This window comes from Streptomyces pseudovenezuelae (genome assembly GCF_001513955.1).
Lineage (GTDB): Bacteria > Actinomycetota > Actinomycetes > Streptomycetales > Streptomycetaceae > Streptomyces > Streptomyces pseudovenezuelae.
Window position 1 is genome coordinate 1 of sequence record NZ_KQ948158.1, and the last position, 14,826, is coordinate 14,826.

The 14,826-nt window shown below is 71.5% G+C and carries 1 protein-coding gene; it reads left to right on the forward strand.

Annotated elements, in window-relative coordinates; genetic code table 11:
- Positions 1–14,826 (forward strand): non-ribosomal peptide synthetase (locus AQI94_RS42035; protein WP_062230351.1); only part of this gene is annotated, 14,826 nt, incomplete at both ends.

Sequence of the window (14,826 nt, forward strand, 5' to 3'; positions counted from 1 at the left end):
GGTCTGGGTGATCTGCTGCGGGGGACGAAGGAGTATCTGCGGGCGGTGCCGCGCAAGGGCCTGGGCTACGGGCTGTTGCGGTATCTGGGCGAGTGGACTCCCGCGTCCGGTCCGGGTGCGGAGGTCAGCTTCAACTACCTCGGCCAGTCCGGCGGACCAGGCCCCGACAGCGAGGCAGCCGGAGACACCCGGCGATTCCGTCCCACCGGCCGCTCACTCGGAGCGGCCCAGTCGTCCCGAGGGGAGCGCCCCCACCTCATCGAAGTCAACTGCCAGATCGCTGATGGCCGCCTGGACATGGTGTGGACGTACGGCGGTGAGGTGCACGAGGAAGAGACGGTACGGCGGCTGGCGCAGCGCTACATCGAGGCGCTGACCGAGCTGATCGCGTACTGCTGCCATCCCGAGGTCGGCGGACACACCCCATCCGACTTCCCGCTGGCCCGTCTCGACCAGACCGCGGTGGACGCCGTCACACGACGCGCCACGACGGTGATCGACGACGTCTACCCGCTGACGGCGTTGCAGCAGGGCATGCTCTTCCACTCCCAACTGTCCGACGACCCCGGAATGTACTGGGTGCAGAACGGACTCGTCCTCGACGGTGACCTGGACCTCGACGCACTCAAGCGGGCCTGGGAACTCGTGATCTCGCGGCACGAGGTGCTGCGCAGCACGGTCGTGTGGGACGGCGTGCCCGAGCCGCTGGCCGTGGTCTCCCGCTCCGTCCCGCTGCCCCTGACCGTCCTGGACTTCTCCGAGCTGCCGGCGGACGCCCAGGAGCGGGCGGTCCAGGACCACCTCGCCGAGGACTGGCAGAAGGGTGCGGACTTCGCGGCCCCCACACTGGTTCGGCTGACCCTGATCAGGCTGGCCGACGACCGGCACCAGCTCGTCTGGAGCTACCACCACCTCCTCCTCGACGGGTGGAGTGTGCCCATCGTGCTGGGCGAGATGCTGGAGGCGTACAACGCCTTCCGCGCGGGCGAACGACCACACCTGACGGCACGCGCTCCGTTCCGGGACTTCGTGGGGTGGGTGGCCGCACACGATCTCGACGAGGCCCGCGCCTACTGGAGCGAACGGCTGGCAGGCTTCACCGAGCCCACGTCACCCGGAGCCGAACGGGACACGGGCGAACAGGGCCAGAAGGACGTCCACTTGGATCTGCCCGCCTCGGTGGCGGGGGCCGGCCTGGCGGAGTTCGCCCGGCGCCACCGGCTCACCCTGAACACCGTGGTGCAGGGCGCCTGGGCCCTGGTTCTGGCGCTGCACGCGGGCTCCGACGACGTAGTCTTCGGCGCGACGTCGTCCGGCCGCGGCGGTCAGATCGACGGCATGGACGACATGGTCGGCCTGCTGCTCAACACCACGCCCGTACGGATCCACGTCGACCGTGACCAACCGGTGGCCGACTGGCTGACCGGACTGCAGGAGGAACAGGTCAGGGCCCGGCGCTACGAGCACACACCGCTCGCGACGATCACGGCCTGGAGCGAGGTCCCGTCCGGGCAGTCCCTGTTCGACACCCTCTTCGTCTTCGAGAACTACCCGGACGAGACCCTGGCACAGGGCAGGGAACTCTCCGCCGCGAACGGTCTTGCCACCGGCCTCAAACACGTACGTCAGCAGGCGAGTTACCCGCTCAGCGTGACCGCCGGCTCCGGTCGCCACCTCATGATCAAGCTGTCGTACGACCGGTCACGGTTCGACGCCGGGACGGTGGAGAGGCTGGGAAGGCACCTCGTCACCGTGCTGGAGGCAGTGGCGGAGGATGCCGGGCAACGTCCGGTGGGTGAGCTGCCCGTCATCCCCGCCGACGAGCGTGAGCAGCTGGTGCGTGGTGGGAACGGTGCTCCTGCCTCTCTGCCGACAGTGGGTGGAGTGCACGAGCTGATCACCGCTTGGGCCGTGGTCTGCCCGGACGCGGTGGCGGTGGTGTCCGGCGGTCGGGTGCTGACGTACGGCGGACTGGTGGGAAAGGCCAGCGGGCTCGCCCATGAGTTGCGTGCTCGTGGTGTGGGTGCGGAGTCGGTGGTGGGGCTGTGTCTGCCGCGCGGTGTCGACATGGTCGTGGCGGTGCTGGGGGTGTGGCTGGCGGGCGGTACGTATCTGCCGCTGGACCCTGAGTATCCGGCGGATCGGCTGGAGTTCATGGTCGCCGACAGCCGGGCGCAGGTCGTGCTCCGCGAAGGTGATCTCGCAGGGATCGGGCCGCTGCCGTCGACGGCTCCCGAAGTCGCCGTAGAACCAGCGCAGTTGGCGTATGTGATCTATACGTCGGGTTCGACGGGCCGCCCCAAGGGTGTGCAGGTCTCCCACGGCAGTGTGGTGGGCATGGTGACCGCGCTGGGTCCCGAGCTCGGTGTGGATCCTGGGGTTCGTGTGTTGCAGTTCGCCTCCTTCAGCTTCGACGCGGCCGTGCTGGACATCGCGGTGACGCTTGCGCACGGTGGCACGCTGGTGGTGGCGAGTGCGGGGGAGCGGGCGGAGCCCGAGGTTCTGACGGCGCTGGTTCGTGCGCAGGGTGTGGGTGCGGCGAGTGTGGTGCCGTCGTTGTTGGGTGTCTTGGACCCCGGGCAGGTGTCCGGTGTCGAGACGTTGTTGCTGGGTGCGGAGCGGCTGACGGAGCAGGTCGCCAGGGCGTGGTCGCCCGGCCGTCGTCTCGTGAACACCTACGGCCCGACCGAAGCGACCGTCATGGTCACGGCAGGTGCGGTCGAGGGCGCAGAAGGTGTGCCGCCGATCGGCTCGCCGGTGGCCAACGCCCGCCTGTATGTGCTCGACGACCGGCTGGCGCCCGTCCCGGTGGGTGTGGCGGGTGAGGTGTTCATCGCCGGGCCGCAGGTGGCCCGTGGCTATGCCGGCCGTCCGGCCCTGACCGGTGAGCGTTTCCTTCCCGACCCCTTCATGGCGGACGGTTCGCGCATGTACCGCTCCGGTGACCGGGCCCGCTGGCTTCCCGACGGGCAGCTGGACTTCGTAGGCCGGGCGGATCACCAGGTCAAGGTGCGTGGCTTCCGTATCGAACCCGGCGAGATCGAAGCCGTCCTCAGCACGCACCCCCAGGTCCGTACCGCCGTCGTGCTTCCCTTCGGTGACGAGGAGGACCGCCGGCTCGCGGCCTATCTCGTTCCTGAGGACGTGGCGGAGGGTGTTCCGTCGGTGACGGATCTTCGGACGTACGCGGGTGCTCATCTGCCGGCTTTCATGATTCCGTCCGTCTTCACCGAGCTGGCGGCGCTGCCCCTCACTCCGAACGGCAAGCTTGATCGGGCTGCCCTGCCCGCCCCTGATGGTGAGCGTGTGGCATCGGTGGGTGTGTATGTGGCTCCGCGTACGGATACGGAGCGGGTCCTGGCCGGGGTGTGGGCTCAGGTGCTGGGGTTGGAGCGGGTCGGTGTCGAGGACAACTTCTTCGACGTGGGCGGCGATTCCATCATCAGCATCCGTGTCGTGGCCCGTGCCCGTGAGCTCGGGGTCCATGTCACCGTGGCCCAGCTCTTCGCCCACCAGACGGTGGCCGGACTGGCGGCCGTCGCAGCCGCCGAGAACACCGCCGACGCCGAACAGGGCCTGATCGTGGGCGACTTCCCGCTCACGCCCGTGCAGAGAGCGTACCTCGACGGTGAGCAGTCCGAGCCGTGGCACTTCAACCAGTCGATGGTCCTCGACGTCTCCGACGAGGTCGATCCGGAGGTGCTGCGGGTCGCCCTGCACGCCCTTGTCGAGCAGCACGACGTCCTGCGGTCCCGTTTCCTGCGCGAGGCCGGGCGGTGGGTCGGTCGCACAGTGGCTGCGGAGGACGCAGACCTGCTCATGACGGTCGACGCGGTCGGGGAGGACGAGGCGTTCCTCGATGCCCGGGCCACGCAGGTGCAGGCGAGCCTCGACCTGGGTGAAGGGCCGTTGGTGCGTGCGGCGCTCTTCGAGCGTGGTGAGCGGGGCGGTCTGTTGCTTCTCGCGGTGCATCACCTGGTCGTGGACGCGGTGTCCTGGCCGGTGCTGCTGGAGGATCTGACGTCGGCGTATGAGCAGGCGGCCGCCGGGCAGGCGGTCGCGCTGCCGGCGAAGACGACGTCCTTCATGCGCTGGGCGGAGCGCCTGGCGGAGCTGGCCGCGACCCCGGAGCTGGCGGAGGAGGCCGCGTACTGGCGTCGTACCGAGGCGGCCGGCACCGCTCTGCCACGTGACCACGGCGGCCCGAACCGGAACGCCTCTGTGCGCAACGTGCGGGCGACGCTGAACTCCGCGCTGACGGAGCGGTTGCTGCGTGAGGTGCCGCAGGCGTTCCGTACGCAGATCAACGACGTACTGCTCAGTGCGCTGGGAGCGGTGCTCACCGAGTGGTGCGCGGCGCCGTCGGTGGTCGTGGACGTCGAGGGCCACGGTCGTGAGGATGTCGGCGCCGACGTCGATGTGTCGCGGACGGTGGGCTGGTTCACGAGTGTGTATCCGGTGGTGCTGTCGGGCCCGGGGGACGGTGATCTGGGTGATCTGCTGCGGGGGACGAAGGAGTATCTGCGGGCGGTGCCCCGCAAGGGCCTGGGCTACGGCCTCCTGCGGTATCTGAGCGACTGGGCCCCCGCGTCCGGTCCGGGTGCGGAGGTCAGCTTCAACTACCTCGGCCAGTCCGGCCCGCGCACCGACCCGGCCGGATCGGATCGGCCTCGCGGTTTCCGTCCTTCGGGTCGGTCGCTCGGCGAGTCCCGGGCCACCGAGGGCACCCGTACCCACCTCGTCGAGGTCAACGGACAGATCGTCGACGGCCGCCTCGCGCTGGAGTGGACGTACAGCCGGGACGTGCACGAGGAGGAGACGGTACGGCGGCTGGCGCAGCGCTACATCGAGGTGCTGACCGAGCTGATCGCGTACTGCTGCCGTCCGGGGGTCGGCGGGCACACCCCGTCGGACTTCCCGCTGGCCCGTCTCGACCAGGCCGGCCTCGACCGTATCGAGGCGCAGCTGTCGACCGCGGTCGAGGACGTTCACCCCCTGACCGCCGTACAGCAGGGCATGCTCTTCCACACCCACCTGGCCACCGAACCCGGCATGTACTGGGCGCAGAACGGCCTCCTCCTTGAGGGAGAACTGGACCTCGGCGCGCTGAGGGAGGCCTGGGAGCTGGTGTTCTCGCGGCACGAGGTGCTGCGTACGAAGGTCGTGTGGGAGGGGCTGCCCCGGCCGCTGGCCGTGGTCTCCCGGTCCGTCCCGTTGCCCTTGAGCCTGGTCGATCTCGCGCACCTGGACGAGGAGGCCCAGCGGCATGCCGTCGCCGAGCACCTGGAGGCCGACTGGGAGCGGGGGGCGGACTTCTCGGAGCCCACGCTGGTGCGGATCGCGGTGATCCGGCTGGCCGACGACCGGCACCAGATGGTGTGGAGCCACCATCACCTGCTGCTCGACGGGTGGAGTGTGCCGATCGTGCTGTCGGAGGTGCTGGACGCCTACCGGGCCCTGCGCGCGGGAGACCGGCCGCGGCTTCCGGCGCGCGCTCCGTTCCGGGACTTCGTGGCCTGGGTGAACGGACAGGACGGCGAGCAGGCCCGGGAGTACTGGCGCGAGCGGCTGGCCGGTGTCACCGAGGCGACCGTGCTGGGCGTGGAGCGCGCCACCGGACTCCAAGGGCGTGACGAGTACCGGGTTCCGCTGTCGGCGCCGGCAGCCGAGTCCCGCCTGGCGGAGTTCGCGCGCCGGCACCGGATGACGCTGAACACCGTCGTGCAGGGCGCGTGGTCGCTCGTCATGGCGCTGTACGCGGGCTCCGACGACGTGGTGTTCGGTGCGACGTCGTCCGGCAGGGGCGGCCAGGTCGACGGCATGGACGACATGGTCGGACTGCTGATCAGCACCACCCCGGTCCGTGTCCGCGTCGACCGGGGCATGCCGGTGGCCCAGTGGCTGGCCCGGCTGCAGGACGAGCAGGTGCAGGCCCGGCAGTACGAGCACACCCCGCTGGTGACGATCACCGAGACGAGCCAACTACCGCCCGGCGAGGCGCTGTTCACCACCGTCTTCGCCTTCGAGAACTACCCCGACCAGGCGCTGGTCGAGGGCGGCGGGCAGGCATACGCCGAGGACGACGCGCTGCGGGCGGGTGCCAACTACGGGCGTGACCAGTCCAACTACCCCCTGGGCGTGATCGCCTCGTCCGCACGCGAACTCGTCGTGCGGCTGTCCTACGACCGCGCCCACTTCGACGAGGGAACCATCTCCCGGATGGCGGGCCACCTCGGCACCGTCCTGGAGGCGATCGCCACCGACCCGGACGGCACGGTAGGCGACCTGCCGTTGCTGACGGCGGCCGAACGTGACCTGCTCGTCCACGCCTGGAACGACACCCGCGCGCCGCTGCCCGACGTCGCCGGAGCGCACGAGCTGGTCGCCGCGCGGACCGTGTCGACCCCGGACGCCGTCGCCGTCGTAGCAGGGGACACGTCCCTCACGTACGACGGGCTGGCGCGGCGCGCGGCCCGACTGGCGCACCGGCTGCGGGCGATGGGCGTCGGCGCCGAGTCCGTGGTCGCCCTGTGCCTGGAGCGCGGAGCCGATCTCGTGGTGGCCGTACTGGCGGTGTGGCAGGCGGAGGCGGCGTACCTGCCGCTCGACCCGGACTACCCGGCCGAGCGGCTGCGGTTCATGCTCACGGACAGCGGAGCGTCGGTGCTGGTCGGGCATGAGGCGGTGGCCGCCGGCCTCGTCGCGCAGGCGGCACCCGAGGCCGTGCTGTGGCTGGACGATGAGAACACCCGGGCCGAGCTCGCCACCCTCCCCGACACCGCCCCGCCCGTGAAGGCCCTGCCCGACCAGCTCGCCTACGTCATCTACACCTCCGGCTCCACCGGCCGCCCCAAGGGCGCCCACCTGTCCCACCGCGGGCTCGTAGGCCTGGCCACGGCGCAGCGGGCGGCCCTCGGGACCGGCCCCGACGACACCGTGCTCGCCTTCGCGCCGTTCAGCTTCGACGCCTCGGTGTGGGAACTGGTCATGGCGCTGACGGCGGGCGCCACCCTGGTCGTGGCCCGGACGCCGGAACGCGTCGACCCCGGACGGCTGTCGGCGCTGGTCGCCCGGACCGCGGTCAGTGTGGCGACCGTGCCGCCCTCCCTCCTGGACGCTCTGCGCCCGGGCGATCTGGCGGGCATCCGCACCCTCGTCACGGCCGGTGAACGCCTGGACGGGCGGCTCGCCGCCGCCTGGCGGGAACACCACCGGCTGTTCAACGCGTACGGGCCGACCGAGACCACGGTGTGCGCGACCGTCGCCGACACCGAGGGCACAGGACCGGACGGCACCCCGCCCATCGGCGGCCCGATCGTCAACACCCGGGTCCACGTGCTGGACACGTCCCTGCGGCCGGTGCCGGTGGGCGTCGCCGGTGAGCTGTTCATCGGCGGCCCGCAGGTCGCACGCGGCTACGGCGGACGGCCGGCGCTGAGCGCGGAGCGGTTCGTGGCCGACCCCTTCGCACAGGACGGCTCCCGGCTGTACCGGTCGGGCGACCGGGTCCGACGGCTCCAGGACGGGCGGCTGGAGTTCCTCGGCCGCACGGACGACCAGCTGAAGGTGCGTGGCCACCGCATCGAACCGGCAGAGGCCGAGGCCGCGCTCGCCGCCCACCCGGCGGTCCGGACGGCGGTCGTCTCCGCGTTCGGTGACGGCCCCGAACGGCGCCTGGTCGCCCACCTCGTGCCGGCCGACCCCGCCGAGGGCATCCCGTCCGCCGCGGAGCTGCGTGCCTTCGCGGGCGAGCGGCTCCCTGAGTACATGGTCCCGTCGCTGTTCGTGGAACTGGCCTCGCTGCCGCTGACCCCGAGCGGCAAGACGGACCGCGGCGCCCTGCCCGAGCCCGAGGGGATCCGGGCCGGGCGGGCCAGCGCGTACGTCGCCCCCGCCACGGAAACCGAGGAACTCCTCGCCGGCGTCTGGGCGCAGGTCCTCGGCGTGGACCGGGTCGGCGCGCAGGACGGCTTCTTCGCCCTGGGCGGGCACTCCTTGCTGGCCATCCAGGTCGTCTCCCGTGTCCGGGAGATCTTCTCCGTGGAGGTCCCGCTCTCCGCCCTGTTCGACCAGCCGACGGTACGCGGTCTGGCCGCGGTGATCGACGGCTCCGGACTGTCGGCCGGGCCCGCGGTCAGGCCCGTCGACCGCGCCGACGACCTGCCCCTGTCCTTCGGCCAGCAGCGCCTGTGGTTCCTGGACCAACTGGAGCCCGGCTCGCCCGAGTACAACATGTCGGCCCGTGTGCACCTCACCGGCGACCTCGACCTCCACGCCCTCGGCGCGGCCCTCGACGCCGTCGTCGCCCGCCACGAAGTGCTGCGCACCCGTCTGGTCGCGGGCGCCGACGGAGTGGCCCACCAGGTAGTCGACCCGCCCGCGCCCGTGCCCCTTCCGGTGGTGGACGTCTCCGGCAGCATCGACCCGCGCGGCGAGGCCGACCGCACCGTGGGCAAGGACGGCCTGACGCCCTTCGACCTGGCCCACGGTCCGTTGGTCCGCGCCACCCTCGTCCGCCTCGCACCGGACGACCACGTGCTCGCCCTCGCCCTGCACCATGTCGTCTTCGACGAGTGGTCGGACCGGATCCTGCGCCGCGACCTGTCCGCCCTGTACGAGGCGTTCCGCGGGGGCGAGGCCGACCCGTTGCCGCCGCTGCCCGTGCAGTACGCCGATGTCGCGGTCTGGCAGCGCCGGTGGCTGACCGGTGACGTCCTCGACCGTCATCTCGACTACTGGACCTCCCAGTTGGACAGGGCGCCGGTTCTGGAGCTGCCCACCGACCGGCCCCGTCCGCCGGTACGCTCGACGGAGGGCGCGGTCACCCGGTTCACCGTGGACCACCGCACCACGCGGGCCCTGCGGACGCTGTCGCGCGAGCACGGCACCACCATGTTCATGACCCTCATGGCCGCCTTCGACGTACTGCTGGCCCGCTACGGCGACACCGACGACGTCGCCGTCGGCACCCCCGTCGCCAACCGCTCCCTCGCCGAGGCCGAGGACCTGATCGGGTTCTTCGTCAACACGCTCGTGCTGCGCACCGACCTGTCGGGCGACCCGTCCTTCGCCGAACTCCTCGGCCGGGTACGGCAGACGGCGCTGGACGCCTACGGTCACCAGGACCTGCCGTTCGACCGCCTCGTCGACGCCCTCGTCCCGGAGCGGGACCGCTCCCGCACCCCGCTCTACGACGTCATGTTCAGCTACGTGCCCGGCGAGCCCGGCGACAGCGTGCCGGCACCCGAGGAGTCGGAGCCCGCGCCGCCGGACCCGGGGATCGCGCCGGTGGACCCGGAGCGCATCCCGGTCAAGGCCGATCTGGTCCTGACCCTGGCGGACGCCGGCGGCACCCTCACCGGTGAACTGCAGTTCAGCACCGCGCTGTTCGACGCGACGACCGCCGAGCGGATGACCGGGCACCTGACGGCCCTCCTCACCGCCGTCGCCGCCGACGCGGACCAGCCCGTCGGCGAGCTCCGGCTGCTGCCGCCGGCCGAGCGCGAGCTGCTCGTGCACGAGTGGAACGACACCGCGGTCGACCTGCCCGCCACCGGCGGCCTGCACGAACTCATCACCGCCCAGGCGGCCGCGACCCCCGACGCGGTGGCCGTCGTGACCGGCGGGCGGGCCCTCACCTATGGCGCGCTGACACGGCGGGCGAACCGCCTCGCCCACCGGCTGCGGACGCTGGGAGTCGGCCACGAATCAGTCGTGGCCCTGTGCCTGGACCGCGACGCGGACATGGCCGTCGCCGCACTCGCCGCCTGGCAGGCCGGCGCCGGATACCTGCCCCTGGACCCGGCCTACCCGCTGGAACGCCTCCAGTTCATGATGACCGACAGCGGAGCGTCGGTGCTGGTCGGGCACGAGGCGGTGGCCGCCGGCCTCGCCGCGCAGGCGGCACCCCAGGCCGTGCTGTGGCTGGACGATGAGAACACCCGGGCCGAGCTCGCCACCCTCCCCGACACCGCCCCGCCCGTGATGGTCCTGCCCGACCAGCTCGCCTACGTCATCTACACCTCCGGCTCCACCGGCCGCCCCAAGGGCGTCCATGTGCCCCACCGGGGCGTGACGACGCTCGCCGAGGCGATGCGGCCACTGCTGCACGCCGGCCCCGGCGACCGCGTCCTCGCCTTCGCCTCCTTCAGCTTCGACGCCTCGGTCTGGGAGGTGGTGATGGCGCTGCCCACCGGCGCCACCCTGGTCGTGGCCGAACGCCAGGACCGCACCCCGCCGGAACGCCTCGCCACTCTCATGCGGCGCACCGCGGTGACCCTGTCCTTCATGACCCCCTCCCTGCTGGAGGTGCTTCCGCCCGACGAACTCCCCGACCTCGCGACGGTGTTGGTGGGCGGCGAACGCGTCGAGGCGCGGCTCACCGCCGTCTGGCGCGAACGCCTGCGGCTGCTCAATGTCTACGGCCCCACCGAGACCACCATCGCCAGCACCGCCGGTGAGGTCGTGGCCGACGGCACCCCGCCGATCGGTACCGCCCTGTTCAACGAACGCGTCCACATCCTCGACGCGTGCCTCAACCCGGCCCCGATCGGTGTGGCCGGCGAGCTCTACATCGCCGGTGCCGGAGTGACCCGCGGCTACGGCGGCCGCGGCGCGCTGAGCGCGGAACGCTTCGTCGCCGACCCGTTCGCAGCCGACGGCTCGCGCATGTACCGCTCGGGCGACCGGGCCCGCCGACTGCCCGACGGCCAACTGGAGTTCGTCGGTCGCGCCGACAACCAGGTCAAGGTGCGCGGCTTCCGCATCGAACCCGGCGAGATCGAGACCGTCCTCGCCGACCACCCGGGTGTCAGGACGGCGGTCGTCACCGCGCACGGCAGCGGAACGGACCGCAAGCTCGTCGCCTACCTGGTCCCCGCGGACATGGCCGAGGGCATGCCGCCCGTGGCCGAGCTGCGCGCCCATGTCGCCGACCACCTGCCCAAGTTCATGATCCCGGCGGTCTTCACCGAGATGGCCGGGATGCCGATGACCCGCAGCGGGAAGATCGACCGCGCCGCCCTCCCCGAACCGGACGCGGCCCGCACCGACTCCGCCCACACCTACGTCGCGCCTCGCACCGACGTGGAACGCTTCGTCGCCGAGGCGTGGGCGGAGGTGCTCGGTGTCGAACGCGTCGGAGTCGACGACAACTTCTTCGACCTCGGCGGCGACTCCATCAGCAGCATCCGCGTCGTCGCCCGCGTCCGCGAGCACGGCGTCCACGTCACCGCGGCGCAGCTGTTCGACCACCAGACGGTGGCGGGACTGGCCTCCGTGGCGACGGGGGAGAGCGGCGCCGACGCCGACCAGGGAGTCGTGGCAGGTGAGTTCCCGCTCACCCCGATCCAACGGTGGTTCCTGGAACAGGAGTTGCCGGAGGCCGGGCACTTCAACCAGTCGGCCGTCTGGGAGGTCGCCGGCGAGGTGGACGCCGAGGTGCTGCGCACCGCGGCCCGCGCGGTGCTGGAACAGCACGACGTCCTGCGGTCACGGTTCGAGCGCCGGGACGGAACCTGGACCGGCCGTGTCGTAGCGGCGGAAGCGGCCGACGTGGTGTCGGTGATCGACGCCGACGCCGAGTCCTTGGAGACGCTGGCCACCCAGGTCCAGGCGAGCCTGGACCTGACCCGTGGCCCGCTGATCCGGGTGGCACTGTTCGACTGCCGCGAACTGGGCCGCCTGGTCCTGGTGGTGGCGCACCACCTGGTGGTCGACGCGGTGTCCTGGCCGGTGCTCCTGGAGGACCTTGCCTCGGCATACGAGCAGGCAGCCGAAGGCGCACAGACGGTCCTGCCGCCGAAGACGACGTCCTTCGTGCGGTGGGCCCAGCGGCTGGAGGAGCTGGCCGGCACACCGGAGATCGCGGCGGAGGCGGAGTACTGGCACGAGACCGAAGCCCAGGCAACGGCCCTGCCCCGCGACACCTCCGGACCCAACACCGTGGCCGCAGCCCAGGACGTCGTGACCACCCTCGGGACGGAACACACGCAGCGGTTGCTGCGTGAGGTGCCGCAGGCGTTCCGCACACAGATCAACGACGTGCTGCTCAGTGCGCTCGGTGCGGTGCTCACCGAGTGGTCCGGGACGCCGTCGGTGGTCGTGGATGTCGAAGGCCACGGCCGTGAGGAGGTCGGTGCCGACATCGACGTGTCACGGACCGTGGGCTGGTTCACCAGCGTGCACCCGGTGGCGCTGTCGAGCGCGGGAGACGGTGATCCGGGCGACCTGCTCCGGCGCACCAAGGAGTACCTGCGGGCGGTGCCGCGCAAGGGCCTCGGCTACGGCCTGCTGCGGTACCTGACCGACTGGACGCCCGCACCGGGCCCGGGCGCCGAGGTCAGCTTCAACTACCTCGGCCAGTCCGGCGACCAGGGCCCCGACCGGGAGGCGACCGAGGACACACGGCGCTTCCGCCCCGGCCGCGGATCACTCGGCCGCCCCTGGTCGACCGAGGGCGACCGCGCCCACCTCATCGACGTCAACTGCCGCGTCGCGGGCGGCGCTCTGGAAATGACCTGGACGTACGGCGGTGAGGTGCACGAGCAGGAGACGGTACGGCGGCTGGCGCAGCGCTACATCGAGATCCTGACCGAGCTGATCGCGTACTGCTGCCGTCCCGAGGTCGGCGGCCACACCCCGTCCGACTTCCCCCTGGCCGCCCTCGACCAGGCCGGCCTCGACCACATCGAGGAACAGCTGCCGGCCGCGGTGGAGGACATCTACCCGCTGACCGCCCTGCAGCAGGGCATGCTCTTCCACACCCGGCTGTCCGACGACCCCGGAATGTACTGGGTGCAGAACGGACTGCTGCTGGAGGGCGACCTCGACCTCGACGCGCTGAAGCGGGCCTGCGGGCTGGCCTTCTCGCGGCACGAGGTGCTGCGCAGCACGGTCGTGTGGGAGGGCGTACCGGAGCCGCTGGCCGTGGTCTCCCGCTCCGTCCCGCTGCCCCTGACCGTCCTGGACTTCTCCCAGCTGCGGGCGGACGCCCAGAAGCGGGCGGTCGCTGACCACCTCGCCGAGGACTGGCACAAGGGCGCGGACTTCTCGGCCCCCACACTGGTCCGGCTGACACTGATCAGGCTGGCCGACGACCGGCACCAGCTCGTGTGGAGCTACCACCACCTCCTCCTCGACGGGTGGAGTATGCCCATCGTCCTGGGCGAGATGCTGGAGGCCTACAACGCCCTCCGCGCGGGTGCCGAACCACGCCTCGCCGCACGGGCGCCCTTCCGGGACTTCGCCGCGTGGGTGGCGGACCAGGACCTGGACGCGGCTCGCGAGTACTGGCGCGAGCGCCTGGCGGGCATCACCGAGACCACGACACTGGGCGTCGAACAAGCCACCGGCGATAGCGGACGCGACGACCATGAGGTCTCCGTGCCGTCCGCGTCCGCCGCGAACGGTCTGGCGGAGTTCGCCCGTCGCCACCGGCTCACGGTCAACACCGTGGTGCAGGGTGCCTGGGCTCTGGTCCTGTCCTTGTACGCCGGCTCCGACGACGTGGTCTTCGGAGTGACCTCCTCCGGCCGAGGCGGTCAGATCGACGGCATGGACGACATGGTCGGACTGCTGATCAACACCACCCCGGTCCGTATCCACGTCGACCGCGAACGCACGGTGGTCGACTGGCTGACGGAAGTGCAGGACGAGCAGGTGCGCGGCCGCGCCTACGAGCACTCGCCACTGGTCACGATCAACGAGAGCAGCGAACTCCCACCCGGACAGGCCCTGTTCGACACTCTCTTCGTCTTCGAGAACTACCCCGACCACACCCTCGCGGAGGGCCGGGAGACATCAGCGGCGAGCGGCCTCCAAGCCGGCTTCAACTACGGCCGGGAGCAGGTCAACTACCCCCTCCACATCACCGCCGGCTACGGCAGGGACCTCAGGATCAAGCTGTCGTACGACCGCGCGCGTCTGGACGCCGTGACGGTGGAGCGGTTGGCCGGGCATTTGGTGACGGTTTTGGAGGCGGTGGCGGAGGACGCGGGGCGGCGTGTGGGTGAGCTGCCGGTGCTGTCGCCGGTGGAGCGGGATCAGGTGGTGCGGGGGTGGAACGACACGTCCGTGCAGCTGCCGTCGGTGGCCGGGGTGCAGGGGCTGATCGCTGCTCAGGCGGAGCGCACCGCGGATGCGGTCGCGGTGGTCTCGGGTGACTCCGTGTTGTCGTACGGCGCGTTGATGGCTCGGGCGAATCGGCTGGCGCATTATCTGCAGGGTGTGGGGGTGGGGCCGGAGTCGGTGGTGGGGCTGTGTGTGGAGCGCGGTGTCGACATGGTGGTGGCGGTGCTGGCGGTGTGGCAGGCCGGCGGCGCGTATCTACCCCTCGACCCGGAGTTCCCGGCGGAGCGGCTGGAGTTCATGCTGGCCGACAGCGGTTGTTCGGTCCTGGTGGGACACCGGTCGGTGGCCGGCGGGCTGCCGGTGGAGACTGCCGTGTGGCTGGACGATCCGGGTACGGGTGCGGCTGTTTCCGCCTTGCCGTCGTCGGCTCCGGAAGGTGCGGTGGATCCCGACGGGTTGGCGTATGTGCTGTACACCTCGGGGTCGACGGGTCGGCCGAAGGGTGTGCTGGTCGGTCAGCGGAACCTGGTCGGTTTCTTGTCGGCGATGGGGGAGCGGCCGGGTCTGAACCCTGACGATGTGCTGCTCGCGGTGACGACGCTGGGCTTCGACATTTCCGGTCTGGAGTTGTGGCTGCCGTTGGTGTCGGGTGCCCGGGTGGTGGTGGCCCCGCACGAGATGGTCGCCGATCCGGGTTTGTTGGCGGGTGAGTTGGCCCGGGTGGGTGCGTCGGTGGTGCAGGCGACGCCGTCGCTG